The sequence below is a fragment of the Peribacillus sp. FW305-BF15 genome, assembly GCF_058783805.1.
Genome location: NZ_JBYSYV010000004.1, coordinates 107,037 through 127,714, shown reverse-complemented (window position 1 = coordinate 127,714; position 20,678 = coordinate 107,037). Strand labels below are relative to the sequence as shown.

Sequence of the window (20,678 nt, the reverse complement as noted above, 5' to 3'; positions counted from 1 at the left end):
TTTGTTGATCTTTAAAACTATAATGAAAGTGATGCATAGTCAATCTGGAATGAAAGGGTGAGTGTAATGTCTCAATCGTATTGGTTAACGAATGTCCGCTTGGAAAATGGTTTTACTTATAATGAAAATGAAACGATCACCGGCACTGAAACCGGCAATTACCACATCAAGATTGAAAGTGGGAAAATTTCTTCCATTTTATCGGCGAAGGAATCGATAACGGATCAGGATCCGCAGCATGATGTTCACGGTCTCCTGATGGTTCCCTCGTTTAAGGAAATGCATATCCACATTGATAAAACGTATTATGGCGGCCCGTGGAAGGCTTGCATGCCTGCCATTAATGGCGTGAAAACCCGGATAGAGGAAGAGCAGGTCTTGCTGCCCGAATTATTGCCTACCGCTAAAGTCAGAGCAGAGAAAATGCTCGATTTATTATTGAACTTCGGATCTACCCATATACGCACACATTGCAACATCGACCCCGTCATCGGACTGAAGAACTTGGAAGCGACCATTCAAGCACTGGAAGGCTATAAGGATAAATTGACATATGAAATCGTCGCATTCCCACAGCATGGACTTTTACGCAGCGATTCCGTTCGGTTAATAAGGGAGGCCATGAAGAATGGGGCGAATCTGGTAGGAGGCGTAGACCCCGCCACCATTGATGAAAACATAGAGCGGTCACTTGAAACGATCATGGATATCGCGGTTGAATCCAATTCCGATATCGATGTCCATTTACATGATCCGGATCACCTTGGTCTCTTCACCATGCAGCGACTTGCTTCACTGACGGAAGACGCAGGCTGGCAAGGAAGGGTCACGGTTAGCCACGCCAGCGGGTTGGCAGATCTTTCAGTCCCGGAGGCTACGGGCATAGCCGAAAGGTTTTCGGAAACAGGAATATCGATTACATCCACAGTGCCCATCTTCAGAACGATCCCCATCCCCCTGCTTCATGAAAAAGGGGTGAAAGTGGAATTGGGTAATGACAGCATCACTGATCATTGGACACCCTTTGGCATCGGGGACAATCTGGAAAAGGCCAGTCGCCTTGCCGAGAGGTTTCGCATGATTGAAGAACGTTCCTTGGCGCAAAGCCTGCAATTCATAACAGGAGGGAAGACCCCATTAAACCAAGACGGGGTCAAGGCATGGCCTAATGTCGGGGATGAGGCGAATATCGTGTTGCTTGAAGCCAGCTGTTCTGCGGAAGCGGTGGCTAGAAGGGCAAAGCGTGCAGCTGTCATCTTCAGGGGCAATGTTGTTAGTGGATCCATTTCACCTTTTGAGACGACAGGTGTTTAATTTTCTATTAAAGAGAGTGATTGGATGAATGAAGCATACTGGCTTACAAACGTTACGCTTGATAGTGGATTTGTTTTTGAGAATGAACGAATTGATCGGACGAAAACAGCTACATACAACATGTATATAAAAAATGGGATCATAGAGGACATGCAATTGGCTTCAACTATGCCTTTGAAAACGGATGGTCCTGTTCACGACGCGAGAAAGCTGCTTGCACTTCCTCCTTTTAAAGAGATGCATAACCATCTCGACAAGACGTATTTAGGACTGCCATGGAAATCATGCACTCCGGTTCCGAACTTAATCGAACGCTTAAAATTAGAAGCAAAAGAGCTTGCAGAACTGGCTGAAACTGGACAGCTCCGGGCTGAACGGATGCTTCAACTATTGTTAAGCGGCGGAGCAACACATGTAAGGACGCATGTAAATATCGATCCATACATTGGTATGAAGAACTTGGAAGAGATTCAACGTGCCCTATATCGTTTCAAAGGGAAAATGACATACGAGATCGTGGCTTTCCCGCAGCACGGACTGCTAAGAACGAATTCAAAAGGGTTGATGAGACAAGCGATGAAAGAAGGGGCGTCCTTGGTGGGCGGCCTTGATCCTGGAGGGGTGGATAATAATATAGAAGCTTCCCTGTATGAAATGGTCGATTTGGCTGTTGAATTTGATGCAGGTATTGATATTCATATACATGATCCCGGTCATCTTGGTTTATATACGATCAAGAAACTGGCTTCTTTGATCGATGAAGCAGGCTGGAAAAACAGAGCGGCCATCAGTCATGCTTTTGCACTTGGTGATGTTTCAATAGGAGAATCGAATGAACTGGCCAGTGAATTATCAAACATGGGGATAGCGATCATGTCTACAGTTCCGATCAACCGGGTCATGCCCCCGATTGATTCACTGCATGAGAAAGGTGTCCATGTTGCTCTCGGTTGCGATGGCTTTTACGACTCCTGGTCCCCATTCGGTACTGGGGATATGCTGGAAAAGGCAGGCCGATTGGCTGAGAGGTACAACTGGAAGGACGAGTATGCATTGTCTCAATCGCTCCAATTCATTACGGGCGGAGTCAAGACATTGGACGATGAAGGAAATCGTTTATGGCCGAAAGCGGGAAATGACGCAACTATGGTTTTTGTGGATGCATCATGTGCTGCCGAAGCAGTTGCCAGGAGATCGACGCGGGCTGCGGTCATGGTCGATGGAAACCTGGTTTATGGCGGACTTGATCGCGAATTTGCCTTGAAGTCGAATTGAAGATATGGTTCAAGAAGGGAGAAGATCATGAATAGAATCTATTGGTTAAAGAATGTTCGTTTGGAATGTGGTTATCGAAAAGAGAATGAAAGAGTTACAGGAACGATCACCGGGTTATTTCATCTGTTGATGGAGGATGGCAGGATCACGAAGATAGTCAAAGATGGGGAAGTCGTACGTGATGATTTACCAGTGGAAGATGCAAAAGGATTGCTGGCGCTTCCATCCTTCATTGAAAAGCATGTCCATCTTGATAAGACGCTGATGGGGGATGCTTGGAGAGCGTGCACTCCTTCTTCAAGTGTCATTGAACGCTTTGAAAATGAGAAGAGGGTTCTGCCTTCCATTGCAACAAGTACATGTAAACGTGCAGAATCTTTACTGGAAATCCTGTTAGCTTCCGGATCTGCACATATTCGGACTCATGTTGATATCTATCCGGAAGCGGGCTTGCAAAACTTAGAGCAAGTTCAGCAGGCGCTTGCTGGCTATTCCAATCGACTCAGTTCAGAAATCGTCGCATTTGCGCAGCACGGTTTGCTGCGGTCCGGCTCTGTCAAGCTTGTCAGGGAGGCATTGCGAAACGGAGCAGGAATCGTCGGGGCGGTGGATCCGGCCACTGTCGATAACAATATTGAAGCATCGCTCGTGCAATTGATGGATTTAGCAGTGGAAGCTAATGCTGATGTGGACTTGCATTTACATGATCCCGGCCATCTGGGCACGTTCACCATGAAACGTTTGGCAGCTCTGACCAAGCAAGCGGGCTGGGAAGGAAGGGTGGCATTAAGCCATGCGTTCGGAATCGGGGACGTATCCAGGGAAGAAGCCTATGAACTGGCTGACATTCTTAGGGAGGCGGGGATTTCCATCGTCACCAGTGTCCCGATCAACAGGCAGATGCCCCCTGTTGATTTATTGCATGAAAGAGGGGTTGAAGTATCAGTAGGAAATGATAATATCTTTGATGTATGGTCACCTCTTGGGAATGGTGACATTTTGGAGAGGGCAGGAAGGCTCGCAGAACGTTTCAAATGGATTGATGAAGTCTCGCTTTCCCGGACACTCGGATATATAACTGGCGGAAAAACCCCATTGGATGATAAGGGTAACCAGGCATGGCCGAAAGTTGGGGATTCCGGAAGTCTGGTGTTAATTGACGCAAGCTGTTCTGCAGAGGCAGTTGCCAGGCGTTCGGAACGTAAAGCGGTCATTTACAAGGGGAACTTGGTTTCCGGTTCACTATATAAACAAAAGCAGTCCATTGAACGGTAGGGCTGAACCAAAAAAGGATTTCTGGATATTTCCGGATTTCCTTTTTCGTTTTTGGCGGCTTCCGTGTACTTTTATTTACATATGTTATATGCTGTGGAAGTGATTTTTTTGGCTATATGAATTACCCCCCAGTCTTTATCATTATTATATTTTAAAACGCTCTGCTTGCCTGCCTTGCATCCTTTATCCAAGCAAACAAATTAGCGGGGAGCCGCAGTCTTTGTTACTATTAATGGGAACGTTATCATTTCTCATGCATCTGCAAAGGTCATATGACATAAATCATGTGTCCAGCAATGCAGAAGCGGACCATCCGGGACCGCGTCTATTAACATGGTGCTGTCCTTTCGCCATTTTCAAGGGAAGGACAAGTGAAATTCACCATGAGTTTGAAAAGTATCATGTTCAAAGGAGATGGAATCTATGAAAAGTTGGAGATCTTCTGTGACTCTATTTTCTTCTTTTCAATGGTTGTTTTTTATTTTTGCAAATACGGTAGTTGTGCCCATATCGATTGGCGCAGCTTTTGATCTTCCTCCCAATGTTACGGAAATGACCATGAGAAGCTCACTCATTTTCACGGGGATCGCTTGCGTGTTTCAGGGGTGGAAGGGGCATAAGTATCCGCTTATGGAAGGTCACTCCGGTCTATTGTGGGGAGTGATGCTTAATTTAGGTTTATCTGCACCATCCATAGGTCTCGGTTATGCTGAGATAGGAGGGGGCATAGCTACTGGCCTCATTGCTGCGGGTGTCGTGACCCTCATTATTTCTGCCTTCAACCTGATATCTCATGTCCAGAAGATTTTCACTCCCATGGTCATGACGGTTTATTTATTCCTTTTGACGTTCCAGCTCATTTTTGTCTTCTTTAAGGGGATGCTGGGGATTACGGAGAATGGCGAAATCAACATCCCGGTCAGTTTCCTATCAGTGGGGATTGTACTTCTAGTCAGTATATTAAAAATAAAAGGACCAAGGACAATAAGCAATTTCTCCATATTGATCGGGATTATAGTGGGATGGATTTTTTACGAGCTGCTATTTCCGGTGGCCGGGGGAGAAATGGGATCGACGGGTGCCGCTTTTTCATTTTTCCCATTAGGTGCTCCAAACCTTCAATTCGGGATCATAGCGATTTCCTTTTTTGCAGGATTGCTGAATTTGTGCAACACGTTCGCTTCCATTCAGGCTGCATCGGAATTAATCGGTGATGAAGCTGAACATAAGCAGTATCGAAATTCTTTATTCATGACTGGCGGATTTACCATTTTCGCTCCGCTGCTTGGACTTGTTCCGTATACACCTTTTACTTCATCGATTGGATTTTTGCAGAGCACCCAAATCTATGAGCGGAAGCCCTTCTTGCTTGGAGGCATGTTATTGACCATAATCGGGCTCATTCCCCCTTTCATCTCTTTCCTGGCCACGATGCCGATAACAGTCGGGAATGCAGTATTGTTCGTTGCGTACCTTCAGCTGTTCGGTACGGCTTTCAACAGCGTCAAGGGTCAGAATTTCACTTCAGACACGATATTCAGGCTTGCCGTGCCAGTATTGATTGGCGTGAGTTTGATGAATGTCCTGCCTACTGCATTTTCGAACCTGCCCGCGCTATTACAGCCCTTTTTGACGAATGGGCTCATAATGGGAGTATTGATATCAATCGTGCTGGAAAAATCGGTCAACTGGACTCGTTATGAACAACTGCATAACTAATGGGACTTTGATTGAAAAGGCTATACATAAAGGGAAACGACAATGCTAATTGAAGAGGCGATCATGAAAACCGGAAGGGTATTACCCTTCCGGTTTTCTGTTTTTTCATGGGTCTTTTAATGGGAAATGGGCGTTGTAATCAGTAGCAATACCCACTCCCTTTACATATTTTGTTGGAGGGAATACTTGACGTGGTGTTAATTCCCTGACCATTTCGTTCTGGCTTCCCTTTCTAATCTAAGCTCTACCTTATAAATAATAAACGGAGGTTATATAAGATGTATGAATTTCAAAATCAATTGCAAAATCTGAATGTCGATGATTTCCAGGTGACTCAGCCAGTTCCTTGGGAGCAAAACCAGTATAGTTTGGATGATTCGTCCCGGCAATTCATTGGTGTGGGCGGCTTTGGTTGTTTTGGCTGTTTCTTGTGCTTCGGTTGCTTTGGTTGCGGCGGTCGCTGTGGACGCTGTGGTGGATGCGGACGTTGCGGAGGGTGCGGCGGTCGTTGCGGAGGGTGCGCCGGTCGTTGCGGACGTTGCGGCGGTTAAGGTTTCAGGTCTTCTAAAGAAAAGTCCCTGCGGTGCAGCAGGGACTTTTCTTTATGGCATTAGACATAAGAGACAAATTGTCGTACATAGGATGATAGTGAATTGATGAAGCAGAACTTAGAATGCTTCGGGTTAGGAGGAGCGGAATGGTGAATTTGACCCCTTCTATGCGTTTGAAAGTGAAAAGGGATACGTTTTTTCTTCCGGAACCAAACAGAGGAGTGTATTTCAGGAATAACATAAGTTCGTTCCGTATGGAAGGCAGCTCGATCGTCCAGTGGATTGAAAAGTTATTGCCGATGTTCAACGGGAACCATACATTAAGCGAGTTGACGGATGGATTGCCTGACCCATACCGGAAGCGGGTGATGGAAATCGCCGAGGTTTTGTACGGGAATGGGTTTGTTCGGGATGTAAGCCAGGACAGTCCCCATCAATTAAGGGAACAAGTTCTTGAAAGGTATGCTTCGCAAATCGAATTCCTGGAAAGCTGCGGCGATTCGGGGGCTCACCGTTTTGAAACTTATCGAAAGCAAAAGGCGTTGGCTATAGGCTCTGGCCCCTTGTTCCTTTCATTGGTGTCCTCGCTGATCGAATCCGGATTGCCTGCTTTCCATATCTTCATTACGGACACGGTACCGACCAATAGAAAAAGATTGAACGAGATCGTGGCACATGCGCGTAAGACAGACGACGAGGTTGCCATAGAGGAGGTTATGCTTGAAAAGGGAAATGAGATTGAATGGCGGGAGATCGTGCGGCCTTTTGACTCGATCTTATATGTGTCACAGGAGGGTGATATAGAGGAATTAAGAGAACTTCATTCGGTTTGCAGGCAAGGGGAAAAGATCCTGTTTCCTGCGTTGATCATCAATCAAGCAGGCATGGCTGGACCGCTCGTCCATCCGGATTCCAAGGGGTGCTGGGAGTCAGCGTGGCATCGTTTACATCAAGCTGAGCTGGAAAAGAATCAGGCATCATCTTCTTTTTCCGCCACAGCCGGAGCGATGTTAGCCAATATAATGGTATTCGAATGGTTTAAAGACGCTGCAGGCGTTACGACAGCAGAACAAGCCAATCAATTTTATCTGTTGGATATGGATACATTGGAGGGAAAATGGCATCCGTTCATTCCCCACCCTGGCGTGACGGGTAAAGGGACTGCTGCATGGGTTGAAGATTTTGAACGGCGGCTTGAACAGAATTCGGACCCGGTTGAACCGGGGAAAGTATTTATGTATTTCACCCGGTTGACATCCGCGGAATCCGGTATCTTTCATCGTTGGGATGAGGGGGATTTAAAACAGCTGCCGCTGGCTCAATGCCGCGTTCAGGTCGTGGATCCGCTATCATCCGGTCCGGCCGGACTCCTGCCCGAAATCATCCGTTCAGATCTGACGCATGAGGAAGCGAGGAGGGAAACCGGTCTTGCAGGAGTTGAAGCATATGCATCCAGAACGCTCAGCCAGCTCGTTGCGACTCTTCCTCCGGTTCAGGGAGTAGATGAAATAAAGGAATCGATCGGTGTCGGAGCAGGGGAAACATTTGCTGAATGTGTCTGCCGTGGACTGCAAAGCAGTTTGGATACAGCGTTTTTAAATGAGCGATTCAACCAAGAGAAACTTGTGACGGTGCAATTGGCTCAAGTGGAAGATGAGCGCTGCAGGTATTATCTACAAGCGTTGACCCGGCTGCAGGGAGATCCGATCATCGCCTTGGGTGAGGGAGTGTCAGGCTTCCCGGTAGTTTGGGCAGGAACGAGCGATGGCTGGTCCGGCGCTGTCGGTTTGAATGTAACGATCGCATTACGGAACGCATTGCAAAAGGCCGTCATGAAAGTCCAAAACCAGACCGTTTGCTTAACAGCTCCAGGTTTAGTGGCATCACCTGTTCTTGAAGAAGAAAAGGTGGATCTTGTGATTCCTTCATGCGGGGTGAAAGGGAATTCCGAACTGGTACAGTCCGCCATTCAAGTTTTGAAGAAGAACAGTAAGCGAATTCACGTTTTCGAAATGGATCTGGAACCTTTCTTGAAGGAAGAAATGGCAGGTGTGTTCGGGGTGTTTTTGCGAGAGGAGGAATCAGGGTGAAAACTGACGTATTGGTTGTCGGGGAAGGAGTGTTGGCCGACCATGTTCATGGGGACCTGTCCGGCCAATATCAGGTGAATCGCCAAACCGATTTCGAGGCAGGAATCCCGCAAACCACGGCGATGGTCCTTCTGCTGCAAGATGCTTGGAATCCCGCTGTCCATGTAAAGGCGGAAGAGGTGATAAGGCAAGCGGGCATTCCATGGCTGCGGGGGTTCGTATCATTTGGAGAGGGAGTGGTAGGGCCGTTGGTGCACCCTGGTGTTCCTGGCTGCTCACAGTGTGCGGACCAAAGGCATCTCATGGCCGGGCGTGATCGAAAAGAAATGTGGGGAATCCGCCAGCAGCTGGAGGAAAATGGGGGGATGGAGCGTGATCCGGCGGCATCCCGCACTGGCCTTTTACAGATGGCCCACTTGATTTGTGCAGAGGTAAGGAAGGTGATGAAAGGAGAGCGCGCCCGTTCGGAAGGGCATGTATCTTTAATCAGCCTGAAAACGCTGAATGGTTCTTGGCATTCCTTTTTACCAGATCCATTGTGTCCGGTTTGCTCAACATTACCTGATGACTCGAAAGAGCGTGCAAGAATTTCGTTGCAGCCAAGTCCGAAAATCAGTCCCGACAGTTACCGAACTCGTTCAATGGATGAGCTGAATGAAGTGCTGGCCAAGGATTACTTGGACCACCGCACAGGATTCCTGAATAATAAAATGATAGACCTTGTGCCGCCATTTGCCGATGTAAGTGTTAATTTGCCTTTATTCATAGGCGATGAGGGGGCGGCTGGCCGGACTCTCTCATATGCGGTCAGTGAGATGACGGCCATATTGGAGGGATTGGAAAGGTATTGCGGAATGGAGCCCCGAGGTAAACGGACAGTCATACATGACAGCTACAACAACCTGAAAGATTCTGCGCTCGATCCCACCAGGATCGGGGTGCACTCGAAGGAAAATTACGCACAGCATGATTTCCCGTTTCAACCGTTTAATCCCGACCGCTCGATAGATTGGGTATGGGGCCACTCATTCTTGCAAGAGAGGCCGATCTTGGTCCCGGAATTGCTTTCCTATTACAGCTTGGGCTGCGGTCATGGATTTGTCTATGAAACTTCCAATGGCTGTGCTTTAGGGGGAAGTTTGGAGGAGGCCATTTTCTACGGCATCATGGAAGTGGTCGAACGTGATTCGTTCCTGCTGACCTGGTATGCGCAGCTGCCACTCACACGCCTTGACCCTTATTCTGCAAATGACAAAGAACTTGAGCTGATGATTGATAGGGCGAGGGCGGCAGCGGGATATGACATCCATTTGTTTAATGCGACAATGGAACATGGTATACCGAGCGTATGGGCGCTGGCGAAAAACAGGAAACAAAAAGGATTGAATATCATCTGTGCGGCAGGGGCCCATCTCGACCCGGTCCGGGCTGTGAAAAGCGCGGTCTTCGAGTTGGCCGGCATGATGCTGACACTTGACGATAAATTGGAAGAGAACCGGGATGAGGTTGAGAAAATGCTGCAGAATTCCTCACTGGTACGGAAAATGGATGATCATGGCATGCTGTACGGTTTACCGCAAGCCGAAGAGCGACTGCAGTTTCTGCTGGATGATGACCGCCCGATGAGAACTTTCGCTGAAGAATATGGGGAAAAGGTGAACCATCCGGACTTGACGGAAGATTTGCAGGAAATCCTTCAGCAGTTTCGCCGATTGCAACTCGAGGTGATTGTGGTGGATCAGACGACACCGGAGATTGCACGGAATGGATTACATTGCGTGAAAGTCCTGATCCCGGGGATGCTGCCGATGACATTCGGCCATCATCTTACCCGCATAACGGGGCTTGAGAGGATACTGAGGGTTCCGATGGAACTTGGATATGCTGAACGGCCGCTTGATTTCGAACAGCTCAATCCGCATCCGCATCCTTTTCCATAAGCGGTGACGTAGGAGGTTGGAGGATGAGTCTAGAGGCATTTTTGCACAATTTACATTTTGATATCGAAAAGGCAAGTCCGCCGGATTGGGAAGTGGATTGGGATGATGCACCGCTAACGTATAAGCTTTACCATGACTTGCCTGTTTTTCCGCTATCACTGGAGGTGCCGCTGACGCTCGAGGGGGAGATCGGGCCTTCAAAGCAGGACCTCGAAGGAATCGGTCATTTCCTCTGGTATGCCTATGGCCTGACCCAAGTCAGTCAGGTACCGAGATCCTCGGAATCTGAGGAGCTCATGCAGTCATTCCGGCGCTTTCCGCCATCAGGGGGAGCTTTGTATCCAAGCGAATTGTACGTATACTTGAAGATCGAGGGATTACCTGCTGGCGTATACCATTATGATGCGGCACACCACCGGCTGGTTTTGCTGCGGGAAGGGAATTTCGATTCATATGTAACAAAGGCTCTTGGTGGAACCATTGATATGTCCGCTTGCTTTGGTACGGTTTTCGTATCGACGATGTTTTGGAAAAACTTCTACAAATATAATAACTTTTCATACCGTCTGCAAGGTCTTGATGCAGGGGTGCTTCTTGGACAGTTGCTCGAAGTGGCGAAACGCTTTGGAATTTCTGCCGGGGTGTGCTTCCAATTCCTTGATCGGGCCATCAATCATCTGCTCGGGCTTTCGGAGGACGAAGAGAGCACCTATGCGGCAATCCCCTTATCATCAGAGCCTTCTTGGAGATTTAGGGAAGAAAGGAGTATGGACCGACCTGACACTTCGACGGAATTATTGCTGGAATTGAAGGGAATTCAACCTGAGCACTATGTTCGGTCGCAAAGGATCAGGGAATTTCCGATGCTGACTAAAATGAATGAAGCATCCATGATCGAATCCACCCAATCATTCCGGCGGATCCATCCAAAGAATGGGACGGAATCAGAAGGGGAAATTGTAGCCCTTCCTATCGTGAAACGGTTGTCCTATGACTTGGCATCAGTTTGCCGGAAGAGATTTTCACCTGAAATGGACTTTGTACTCGGGAAAGTCAGTCACTCGCAACTGGCCGCTCTCCTGCAGGAGGCAACCGCTTCGTTCTCCTATCGAAATGACTTGGATGGTACAAACGGGAACAATGGAAATCGCGTTTCCCTCTATGCTTGTTTATATAATGTGGAAGACATACAAGATGGTGCCTACCATTATGACAGCACCACACATTCATTACGGCAAATACAACCAGGAGATCATCGGCTCCTATTGCAATACGGAATGTCCCTCGATATCATGAATTTTCAGCAAGTGCCGATCTGCATACATGTAGTTGGTGAGCGGGACCATTCCAAAACGCAACTTGGATATAGAGGATACCGCATCCAGCAAATGGAGGCGGGGATGCTCGTTCAGAAATTACTGCTGGCATCGTCAGCCCTTGGAATGAATGGGCACCCGCTGCTCGGCTTTGATGTGAATATGTGTGATGAGCTTTATAAGATAGACGGTCCGCAAAGGAAAACGAGCCTGATTCAAATCCCGATCGGACACTTTCTGAATCGCCCTTGGCTGAAGGGGAGTCTGCATAGTTGAAGAAGATGAAACGAAAGTCTCCATTTCATTTAAGGAATGGAGGCCTTCATCTTTATATTGCAGTATGGCAGAGTGCAATAATCTCTGCTGAAGATTATACTGAATGAATAGTAGATAAAGTTATTAATGCAGTACGCTTTTAACTAAATATTTTAAAGGATGTAGCTTATGGAATGGAAAACGGACAGAAAATCCAAGAAGCCTTTATATAAACAAATAGCCGCTTACATCGAGAGTGGCATAGCTGATGGAACGTTCCTATTGGATAAGCCGTTACCGTCTGAACGCTTCCTGGCAAGTGAACTGGGAGTTAACAGAAGCACAGTTGTTGCGGCTTATGATGAATTGGAAGCGAATGGGCTGGTTGAACGAAAAAAAGGAAGCGGAACGATGATCAGCAAAGATATCTGGGGAATTACCCGAAAACGTATCCCTAGCTGGAATAGATATATCGAAGCGGGTTCTTTTTTGCCCAATATGCCTGTAACCCAAAAAATACGTAAAGAGACGGAAGGGCATAACCTTATTAACTTAGCTAGCGGGGAGCTTTCAGAAGACTTATTTCCAGTTCAATCCTTACGTGAGATCATTTCCAATAGATCCTTCATTGGTAGCTTAGGTTATGATCACCCTCAAGGCAATGCGGTTTTAAGGGAAACGATAGCCAATCATGTTAAACAGTATAGGAGAATTGACACGGATCCATCTTCTATACTCATTACTTCTGGTGCACAGCAAGCCCTGCATCTGGTGGTCCAATGCTTGTTAAAGCCAGGGGATGCCGTTGTATTGGAAGATCCATCATATGGTTACAACCTTCCCATCTTTCAATCCGCGGGGCTAAGAACCTTTCCTTTGCCGGTTGATAAAGATGGCATCAACCCAGAGGATTTACTGGAACTCCATAAAAAACATCGGATCAGGATGATTTTTTTGAACCCTATATTTCAAAACCCTACAGGAACTGTCCTTCATATCAACCGCCGTAAAAGGATTCTTGAGCTTTCATCCGAATATGGAATACCGGTCATAGAAGACGATCCTTATAGTTTAATGTCCTTTGCCGGAGAAGAAATTTCCACTCTTAAATCGATGGACAACAACGGAAATGTTTTATACATAAGCTCTTTGTCAAAAATTGTTGCTTCCGGTTTAAGAATTGGGTGGATCATTGGTCCGAAATCAGTCATAGATAGACTATCGGATGCTAAGCAGCAGGTTGACTTCGGTCATGGCTCATTCACTCAATGGATAGCGAATGATTTTTTGGATTCAGATTATTTTCCTGCCCATCTTGCTGGCTTAAGGGCGCAACTGGAAAAAAGAAGGGATGCAATGGTTTCGAGTCTTCAACAATTCCTGCAAAAGGAAGTAGATTATCATTCGCCAAATGGCGGAATTCATTTGTGGTGTAAGCTGAAAGTGCCATTGAACGAAATAAAGTTACTGGAGGAATCCATTAAAAGAGGAGTCATATATGTTCCGGGTTCAACGCTAGGTACAAATAAGGAATACGTACGCTTTACATTTGGAAGGGAAAATGAGGATTCCATTCACGAAGGCATCAAAAGGTTTGCAGAGGCGGTAAAAAGTTTATAATCATATGATTCCAGATTGTAGACAGACTTGATGAAAACTCAAGTTTGCCTGCAGTTTTTTTTATTAAAAAATTTCCGTTGATTTCAGAAATCCGCTCCCTTTCCGCCGACTGTATGCCAAGCCTCCTCGGCGTAAGCGTCTGTGGGGTCTCGGCTAGCCAGTATTTCGGCAGGAGTGTCGCAAATTTCTTCAATCCAATAAGTATTTCAGGAAAAAAACATGAAGGGTAAATCCTGAGATATTCCGAAATCTCCTTTTGTTAACAAACTCGAAGAAAACCAGTTTCATACGTTCTTTTCTAAATAAATATCCAGCTGATTTCAGAAATCCGCTCCCTTTCCGCCGACTGTCTGCCAAGACTCCTCGACGTAAGCGTCTGTGGGGTCTCGGCAAGCCAGTAATTCGCCAGGAGTGTCGCAAATTTCTTCCATCCATTAAGGAGTACAGGAGAAAAAACATGAAGGATAAGCTAGTCTTAAAGAGTGTTTGGAATAAGACGAGTCAACAGTTTCTTCTTTTAAAACACAAAGTTGATTGGAACGGAAGGTACGAGACTCCTGCGGGAAAAGCGTGGCATGGGAGACCCCGCAGGCGAGCGCCGAGGGCGGACCGCCCGCGGAAAGCGAGTGCCTGGAGTGGAAATCAAATCTACTTTGTTCAAGCCATATAAAAATGGTAGGCAACGCCATTATTATCGAATTTATCTACAGTATGTAAGGTGCATCATGGCATTTTCCTGTTGTCGACAAAAGAGGTTCAATCTAAATGTTAAAACAAAGTTGATTGGAACGGAAGGTACGAGACTCCTGCGGGAAAAGAGAGTCGAAGGGAGACCCCGCAGGCGAGCGCCGAGGGCGGACCGCCCGCGGAAAGTGAGTGCCTGGAGTGGAAATCAACAAGTGGATGGTGGAAATTTTACTGAATTGGATGGTCCTAAAAATGGTTGTTCTTTTATTATAGAGGGGAAGGGTTTTACTAATATTTACTCAGTAAACACAAAGAGCGATCTACCTGTCATTTTGACATGCAAATTAGGTGCGATCTTTATGTAGTTACACTGCGAAATAGGATGAGAATCGGAATGATTTTAAATGGTTCAAGGAAATAGAAAATAATATTGGGAGGCGTTGATTCATGACGGTAAGTGTAATAGCAGTGGTGGTCATTTGTTTAGTTGCCCTGGTGGGCACCCTTTCATTAACGGGGAAAAGTGATAGTGATTATTCTGCAGCAACGAGAGGGAATTTATTGAACCTTAGTTATATTTATATCGGTCTCGCCCTAATATTAACTGTGGGCATCATCTACTTCGTAATAAAATCAGCCTAAGATACCGTGAATGATTATATAATAGCCTATCAAAATGAATAGGAATGTGAATTTGTTCACAAATGTGTCGAAAATATGAACGAAAAGAATCTGATCGATACCTGGAAACAATACCTTTGTAAGCTGAGTGAACAATCCTTTCGACATAATTATGGATGAAAAATATATAGATGAATCATTAAATAATAGTGTAGCGGAGATGATCAAAAATGACATGGCCTGTATTGATTTTGACAATTATCTTAAGTTTGCTTAAATTATTAGTTACGTGTCTTCCAACCGATGCCGTGAATTGGATTATGAGTAAATTTAAAATACATTCTGAAATTAGTGACGCGGATGCAATCGTGACCTTTGATGGAAAGCGTTTGGAAGGTGAAGATAAAGTTCAAGTGCTTCATTATTTTAACGAAGCTAAGTTTTTGAAAAAAAATCATATATTTCCCGGGAACGAGAAATTGTTTTTACATCCAGAGAACAGTGGGACTCCCATTATAATTGATGTAAAAAGAGGAAAAAACGATGTTAGATTATATGTGTACATTTACAACGACCATGTGGACGTAGTCAAACAGTACAAGAATAAAGTAGTGGCGTATAGTCTTCTTTCCGAGAGCCTCCAAGAACGTTCCATGCCAGTAATAAGGAATTTAGTTTAAAAGGAATAAAAGTGAACTGCACCCCAATTGGAGATGCAGTTTTTTTATGAAGAATAACGACAAGGACTTTTGCACAAGGTTCAGCTAAGCAAGCAAACTGATAACTTTCAGATGCCGAAAGTCAGTCGGTCTCGGTTAATACCTTTAAAGTCTTTTCCCTGATGCTTATCCGGTTTTTATAATCTTTAGCTACCAACTCTGTATATAATAAATCAAAAAGCAAAAGGAGCGGAAGCAATGGAGAGATGTTTTGTCCCATATGCATGCTGTTTTTGCTTGTGACCAATAGTGTTAGGTCGCCAAGCTGGGAGAGTGCGGAATTCTTATCTCCAGTAAAGACCAAGATGCATGCGCCTTGCTTCTTTGCGATTTTAACTGCAGAAATCACTTCTTTCGTCGTTCCGGAAATGGAAATGCCGATGACAACACTATTCTCGTTACTTAAAGCTGCATCCATCATGGACTGATGGGGGTCTGTAATGGCTTCGACAGTTAAGCCGATACGAAAGAACTTGGACTTGAACTCCTGGGCCGCTATACCAGAACTCCCTATTCCATATACATGAATCTTATTTGCCTTTGTAAGGAAAGAGACAGCTTTTTGGATATTGTCATATGTCGTTATATGAAAGGTATTATCAATGATACCTAAGTGATCTTGATACAGTTTAGCGAAATAATCCACCTGCTTGATGTTCTTCATGTTTTTCGGCGTATTTCGGAGATCGACGAACCTTTTTAACTCATGCCTGAACTCATTAAACCCAGAAAAGGCTAATTTCTGGCAGAAACGCGTAATGGTTGCAGGTGAAATATGAAGCTTTTTAGCTATTTGACTGATCGTTAACTGACTTACTTCTTCAGGGCGCTGCAGAATATAATGGGCCAATTCTTCCTCTGTTTTGGTGAACTTGTCCATGCTGCACTCTATGCCGTATATGAGGTTTTCTGCTAGGTATTCCATTTGATCACCCATTTCGGATTTCTTATCTGTATTTATAGTTTAATGTATCCAGCAGGGACGTCAATAACCGGAGGAACGGAAACAGGAATATGAAAAAGAAAAGACCCAAACTGTTGTTGCCAGTCTGGGTCTTTTCATTACCATGTGTCATTTTCTATTCTTGGATGGCGTCCACGAATCTTTTGGTGATTTGCTGCGGCCTGGTAATGGCACCGCCCACCACTACTGCATGGACGTTCATATCCAATACAGAGCGGGCGATTTCTGGTGTGATGACATTTCCTTCCGCGATCACTTTCGCTTTTTTCACTGCTTTTACAATCTCTTTGAGCACAGCATAGTCATCCTGATATATTTTCTCTCCGAGAGTTTCGTTCGTATAGCCGTATAAAGTGGGCGCCACAATATCGAATCCTAAATCGTCAGCGTATTTGGCTTCCTCAATGGTGGATACATCCGCCATTAGCAGGACATCCGGATATTTTGCCCTTATTTCACCATAAAACTGCTTTAACGTTTTACCGTCCGGCCTTACCCGGGTTGTAGCATCCGTCGCAATGATTTCCGCTTTGGTTTCCATCAATGCATCGATTTCGGCCATGGTGGGAGTGATATAGACATCGTTTTGTCCATACACCTGTTTAATGATCCCTATGACTGGAAGGTCCACATTTTTCTTGATTTCCATTATGTCAGCTACAGAGTTTGCGCGAATGCACTTCGCACCGCCTTCTTTGGCAGCAATGGCCATGCGTCCCATAATAAAAGAGCTGTGCAGCGGCTCATTCTCCAATGCTTGACATGATACAATTAAGCCCTTGTGAATTTTATCCAGCACCTGTTGCATGTTTAACACGTCCTTATCGTTGTCTATATTCTCAATGTCCCAAGAATTCTTCCACTTCATTTTTGATGATCGTCACTTGGGGACCGTAAACTATTTGAATGCCGTTTCCTTTTTTTACGACACCTTTTGAACCGGTTTGTTTTATGACGTCTTCTTTCACCAATGTTTCATCCTTTACCGTGACACGGAGACGGGTTGCACAGCAATCGACGATCTCGATATTTTCCTGTCCGCCCAATCCGTTAACGATGGTCTGGGTTCTCTCTGATGCCGTTACTTGTGTAACAGCGGCCTGTTCATCATCTTCACGGCCAACCACTTTCAAATTCTTCTTCCTGATCAAGAATTTAAAAGTGAAGTAGTATAGGAAAAACCACGGAATTCCGACGAAAAGTACATAAATCCAGTTTGTTTTACTGATGCCCTGGAGTATCCCGAATAAAGTAAAATCAATGAATCCTCCAGAAAAGGTTTGACCGATCGTGATATTGAATATATCTGCCATCATGAAGGCAAGTCCGTCAAACAAGGCATGAAAAACATAAAGGATCGGTGCGACAAATAAGAAACTGAATTCAAGCGGTTCGGTGATGCCTGTTAAGAAAGAGGTCAAGGCAGCTGAAAGCAGCAAACCGGCCACGACTTTCTTATTTTTAGGTTTAGCGCAATGGTAAATGGCCAATGCCGCGCCAGGCAGACCAAACATCATCGTGATGAACCGTCCCGACATGAACCGGGAAACACCCTCATAATACTTGACGGTAGTTGGGTCGGCCAATTGTGCAAAGAAGATGTTCTGGGTCCCGCTGACAAGCTGCCCTTTAATTTCCATCGTTCCGCCTAAAGCTGTTTGCCAGAAGGGAAGGTAGAAAATATGGTGCAGCCCTAACGGCCCGAGCATCCGTAATATGAATCCGTAAAAGAAAGTCCCGATCGTACCTGTGCTCGTTACCAGCGCACCTAATTGGTTTATGAAAAGTTGGAAATAAGGCCATACGATAAAAAGCACGGCTCCAACCAAGATGGATGCGAAGGAAACGATGATGGGAATGAAACGGGAACCCCCGAAAAATCCTAACACTTGCGGAAGCTGAATTTTATTATATTTATTGTGCAAAAGTGCGGCAACGATCCCTACTACGATCCCGCCGAACACACCGGTCTCCAGTGTCTGGATCCCGACGGCCATTCCTTGTCCGGAACCTGCCAAATTCTCTTTGGCAAGTTCCCCGGTTATTTGAAGCAGTGCATTGATTGAACTGTTCATGACGAAATAGCCGATCATGGCTGCCAATGCAGCGGTCCCTTTATCCGAACGTGCCAGGCCTACTGCAACACCTACGGCAAAAATAACCGGCAAGTTGCCGAATACGATGCTTCCTGCAGAACTCATGATCGTGAAAATGGCCTGCAGCCAAGCAAAGTCTAAAAAAGGATATGCTTCAACTGTATTTGGATTGGAAAGAGCACCGCCAATTCCCAGCAATAAACCGGCTGCTGGCAAAACGGCAATCGGGAGCATAAAAGATTTACCGAACTGCTGCGCTTTCTCGAAAGCTTTCTTCATAAATATTCCTCCCTCATTTAACGAGCCATTGATACTCTTTATTTTTTATCGCTCTATAGCTATATTAAATCCCTTTGAGAGCGTTTACAATGCGATGGAAGGTTATATCAACTGTTTTCAATCTTGTGCTTATTTCTCTGAAAAAGTTTTCATTAATAGAAGGTGCTGGATTGGATAAAAAATTATATGAATATATTGAAATCTTTATTGCTTATTTTTATAATTCGTGTATTGGTGAGTAAACGTACTATTTAATAAGAAAAAACATTTTTTTTGTGCAAAATCCGAATATTATCTTGTGCAATCAAAAAAAAGTATATATAATTACCTCAAACGATAGTTTGGCAGGTGATAGTCATCTTACCGATAAACGCTAACGAAACGAAGAAATTGCTTTCTCATATGTATAATGAGGTATCGAAGGAATTGTTCGGCTTTGGTACGACGCTGCTGAAGGTTACTGTTGAGCAGAATGTGATTACATTTCAGGCCAAACATCGACGTGCCCCGCGCTCTGAAGCTTTAGAAGGGGAAGTTCCCAGCCTGAAGCAGGAGGTTGACTTCCATATGTCCCTGCTTTATAAAAAGAAACTGAAACAAAAGCTGGAAACGCAAACGAATTGGGATATCGAAGCTGTCCTGAGGGATTATGACTCGGCGACTCAGCTGGCATTCACCAATATAGTATTGAAGGAAAAAATTATTTAATCATATAAGTGGATTTCCCTTCGGATTTATCTGGAGGGGACGCCGCTAGAGAACCAAATGATAAGTTTTATCTTTGTTTACAAAGAAAAGACAATCTTGGGTAGAATTTCAATTCTATTTAAGATTGTCTTTTTTTACATGTAAATCAGTAAAAAGGAAATTTTAAACAATATGAACTTGGAGGTTTGGATGATGAAAAAAATATTGATGATGTTATCACTGTTCACATTAGTTTTAGCTGCATGTTCTTCAAAGGACAATGGAAAGGAAAAACCAGCTAAATTGGTCGTTTCCACTTGGGGATTCGCCGATGATTTCTTCCGTCCTGAAGTCTATGAGCCATTTGAAAAGAAGCATAATGTCGAGATTGTCGTTGATTCAGGAAATAATGCAGATCGATTGAACAAAGTGCGCCAAGCGAATAGCGATGTGGATGTTATCTATTTATCCGACTACTATGCACAGCAGGGAATAGATGAAGGGTTATTTGAGAAAGTTGACCATAGCAAAATTCCGAATATTGATCATATCTACGACAAAGCAAAAGCGCCGAATGGTGCTGAGTATGGACCAGCCTATACCATTGCACAATTTGGGATTGCCTATAATCCCGATGAATTGAGTAAACCGATCACCTCTTGGAAGGATCTTTGGAGCAAGGATATGGCAGGGAAGATCACGATCCCATCCATCACTTCGACAACTGGACCGATGTTTTTGGATGCCGCTTCAAAAGCTAGCGGAAGTGAAGAGTTCAATGAGGATAAAGCGTTCGATCAAATGAAAAAAATCATGCCGAATGCGGTGAAGGAATATGGGCAAACATCAGAGTTCGTCAACATGTTCTCGCAAGGGGAAATCGCTGCAGGCCCGATCATGGAAATGTATTTTGGCGATTTACAGGAAGCCGTTCCCAATGCTAAGTTCATTTCCCCTCAAGAAGGCGGCTACGCAGTAATGAATACGGTGAATATTGTTAAAGCCAGCGATCAAAAAGAATTGGCAGGCGAATTCATGAATTACATCTTAAGCAAGGAAGTTCAGGAAAAATCAGCGAAAGCGAAAGTGGATTCTCCTGTCAATACGGAAGTCAAGCTCTCTGAAACGGAAGCGAAAGGCTTAACCTATGGAGATGACGTCATTGACAGCTTGCGTGTATTGGACATGAAGTTTGTTAATGAAAACTCGAAACAATGGATCGATCGCTGGAATCGTGAGCTTACACACTAAGAAAGAAACGAGGTGTGCT

The 20,678-nt window shown here is 45.0% G+C and carries 17 protein-coding genes; 14 read left to right on the top strand and 3 right to left on the bottom strand.

Features of this window, described 5'->3' with window-relative positions:
• Positions 1–66 precede the first annotated feature (66 nt).
• The 12 genes from AC3WLU_RS05540 (at position 67) to AC3WLU_RS05485 (ending at position 15,343) form a co-directional block, all read left to right on the top strand.
• Positions 67–1,314 (top strand): amidohydrolase family protein, encoded by a 1,248-nt coding sequence (locus AC3WLU_RS05540; protein ID WP_492596940.1) that lies wholly within the window; start codon positions 67–69, stop codon positions 1,312–1,314.
• Between the two features lie 24 nt (positions 1,315–1,338).
• Positions 1,339–2,589 carry an amidohydrolase family protein gene (locus tag AC3WLU_RS05535; RefSeq protein ID WP_492596939.1) on the top strand — a complete coding sequence of 417 codons (1,251 nt, stop codon included), beginning with the start codon at positions 1,339–1,341 and terminating at the stop codon, positions 2,587–2,589.
• 27 nt (positions 2,590–2,616) lie between these two features.
• On the top strand, positions 2,617–3,864 hold the full coding sequence (locus tag AC3WLU_RS05530; protein ID WP_492596938.1) for an amidohydrolase: 1,248 nt from the start codon (positions 2,617–2,619) through the stop codon (positions 3,862–3,864).
• 220 nt (positions 3,865–4,084) lie between these two features.
• On the top strand, positions 4,085–4,291 hold the full coding sequence (locus AC3WLU_RS05525; protein ID WP_145504391.1) for a hypothetical protein: 207 nt from the start codon (positions 4,085–4,087) through the stop codon (positions 4,289–4,291).
• Positions 4,288–5,583: a uracil/xanthine transporter gene (locus AC3WLU_RS05520; RefSeq protein WP_252267675.1), complete on the top strand. Its 1,296-nt coding sequence runs from the start codon at positions 4,288–4,290 to the stop codon at positions 5,581–5,583. Before AC3WLU_RS05525 ends, AC3WLU_RS05520 begins: the two co-directional genes overlap by 4 nt.
• A gap of 278 nt (positions 5,584–5,861) precedes the next feature.
• The gene (locus AC3WLU_RS05515) at positions 5,862–6,134 is read left to right on the top strand and encodes a heterocycloanthracin/sonorensin family bacteriocin (RefSeq protein WP_268938442.1); all 273 of its coding nucleotides are present in this window, start codon (positions 5,862–5,864) and stop codon (positions 6,132–6,134) included.
• 146 nt (positions 6,135–6,280) lie between these two features.
• Positions 6,281–8,224: a putative thiazole-containing bacteriocin maturation protein gene (locus AC3WLU_RS05510; protein WP_492596937.1), complete on the top strand. Its 1,944-nt coding sequence runs from the start codon at positions 6,281–6,283 to the stop codon at positions 8,222–8,224.
• Entirely contained in the window at positions 8,221–10,164 is a 1,944-nt protein-coding gene (locus AC3WLU_RS05505) for a TOMM precursor leader peptide-binding protein (protein ID WP_283929286.1), read from the top strand. Before AC3WLU_RS05510 ends, AC3WLU_RS05505 begins: the two co-directional genes overlap by 4 nt.
• Before the next feature lie 23 nt (positions 10,165–10,187).
• The gene (locus tag AC3WLU_RS05500; protein WP_492596936.1) at positions 10,188–11,756 is read left to right on the top strand and encodes a SagB family peptide dehydrogenase; all 1,569 of its coding nucleotides are present in this window, start codon (positions 10,188–10,190) and stop codon (positions 11,754–11,756) included.
• 168 nt (positions 11,757–11,924) lie between these two features.
• Positions 11,925–13,355: a MocR-like pyridoxine biosynthesis transcription factor PdxR gene (pdxR, locus tag AC3WLU_RS05495; RefSeq protein WP_430187286.1), complete on the top strand. Its 1,431-nt coding sequence runs from the start codon at positions 11,925–11,927 to the stop codon at positions 13,353–13,355.
• Positions 13,356–14,489: 1,134 nt separating this feature from the next.
• On the top strand, positions 14,490–14,684 hold the full coding sequence (locus AC3WLU_RS05490; RefSeq protein WP_063575181.1) for a hypothetical protein: 195 nt from the start codon (positions 14,490–14,492) through the stop codon (positions 14,682–14,684).
• A gap of 209 nt (positions 14,685–14,893) precedes the next feature.
• Complete coding sequence (locus AC3WLU_RS05485) at positions 14,894–15,343, top strand: YfmQ family protein (protein ID WP_492596935.1); 450 nt, start codon at positions 14,894–14,896, stop codon at positions 15,341–15,343.
• Between the two features lie 121 nt (positions 15,344–15,464).
• Here AC3WLU_RS05485 and AC3WLU_RS05480 read toward each other — a convergent pair whose 3' ends face one another.
• The 3 genes from AC3WLU_RS05480 to AC3WLU_RS05470 form a co-directional block, all read right to left on the bottom strand.
• Positions 15,465–16,307: a MurR/RpiR family transcriptional regulator gene (locus tag AC3WLU_RS05480; protein WP_057278473.1), complete on the bottom strand. Its 843-nt coding sequence runs from the start codon at positions 16,305–16,307 to the stop codon at positions 15,465–15,467.
• Between the two features lie 154 nt (positions 16,308–16,461).
• On the bottom strand, positions 16,462–17,154 hold the full coding sequence (locus tag AC3WLU_RS05475; RefSeq protein WP_492596934.1) for an N-acetylmannosamine-6-phosphate 2-epimerase: 693 nt from the start codon (positions 17,152–17,154) through the stop codon (positions 16,462–16,464).
• A gap of 31 nt (positions 17,155–17,185) precedes the next feature.
• Entirely contained in the window at positions 17,186–18,721 is a 1,536-nt protein-coding gene (locus AC3WLU_RS05470) for a maltose/glucose-specific PTS transporter subunit IIC (protein WP_413003971.1), read from the bottom strand.
• 357 nt (positions 18,722–19,078) lie between these two features.
• Here AC3WLU_RS05470 and AC3WLU_RS05465 point away from each other — a divergent pair, with 357 nt between their 5' ends.
• A complete protein-coding gene (locus tag AC3WLU_RS05465; RefSeq protein WP_095679093.1) occupies positions 19,079–19,429 on the top strand; it encodes a DUF2294 domain-containing protein in 351 nt (116 codons plus the stop codon).
• Positions 19,430–19,621: 192 nt separating this feature from the next.
• Positions 19,622–20,659 (top strand): ABC transporter substrate-binding protein, encoded by a 1,038-nt coding sequence (locus AC3WLU_RS05460; RefSeq protein ID WP_268589959.1) that lies wholly within the window; start codon positions 19,622–19,624, stop codon positions 20,657–20,659.
• Positions 20,660–20,678 lie beyond the last annotated feature (19 nt).

What these genes read in the sequence shown, in the direction of transcription:
- AC3WLU_RS05515 (WP_268938442.1), top strand. Translation starts at nt 5,862, where the DNA reads ATGTATGAATTTCAAAATCAATTGCAAAATCTGAATGTCGATGATTTC.
- AC3WLU_RS05540 (WP_492596940.1), top strand. Translation starts at nt 67, where the DNA reads ATGTCTCAATCGTATTGGTTAACGAATGTCCGCTTGGAAAATGGTTTT.
- AC3WLU_RS05530 (WP_492596938.1), top strand. Translation starts at nt 2,617, where the DNA reads ATGAATAGAATCTATTGGTTAAAGAATGTTCGTTTGGAATGTGGTTAT.
- AC3WLU_RS05460 (WP_268589959.1), top strand. Translation starts at nt 19,622, where the DNA reads ATGAAAAAAATATTGATGATGTTATCACTGTTCACATTAGTTTTAGCT.
- AC3WLU_RS05470 (WP_413003971.1), bottom strand. Translation starts at nt 18,721, where the DNA reads ATGAAGAAAGCTTTCGAGAAAGCGCAGCAGTTCGGTAAATCTTTTATG.
- AC3WLU_RS05500 (WP_492596936.1), top strand. Translation starts at nt 10,188, where the DNA reads ATGAGTCTAGAGGCATTTTTGCACAATTTACATTTTGATATCGAAAAG.
- AC3WLU_RS05475 (WP_492596934.1), bottom strand. Translation starts at nt 17,154, where the DNA reads ATGCAACAGGTGCTGGATAAAATTCACAAGGGCTTAATTGTATCATGT.
- AC3WLU_RS05520 (WP_252267675.1), top strand. Translation starts at nt 4,288, where the DNA reads ATGAAAAGTTGGAGATCTTCTGTGACTCTATTTTCTTCTTTTCAATGG.
- AC3WLU_RS05485 (WP_492596935.1), top strand. Translation starts at nt 14,894, where the DNA reads ATGACATGGCCTGTATTGATTTTGACAATTATCTTAAGTTTGCTTAAA.
- AC3WLU_RS05535 (WP_492596939.1), top strand. Translation starts at nt 1,339, where the DNA reads ATGAATGAAGCATACTGGCTTACAAACGTTACGCTTGATAGTGGATTT.
- AC3WLU_RS05510 (WP_492596937.1), top strand. Translation starts at nt 6,281, where the DNA reads ATGGTGAATTTGACCCCTTCTATGCGTTTGAAAGTGAAAAGGGATACG.
- pdxR (WP_430187286.1), top strand. Translation starts at nt 11,925, where the DNA reads ATGGAATGGAAAACGGACAGAAAATCCAAGAAGCCTTTATATAAACAA.
- AC3WLU_RS05490 (WP_063575181.1), top strand. Translation starts at nt 14,490, where the DNA reads ATGACGGTAAGTGTAATAGCAGTGGTGGTCATTTGTTTAGTTGCCCTG.
- AC3WLU_RS05480 (WP_057278473.1), bottom strand. Translation starts at nt 16,307, where the DNA reads ATGGAATACCTAGCAGAAAACCTCATATACGGCATAGAGTGCAGCATG.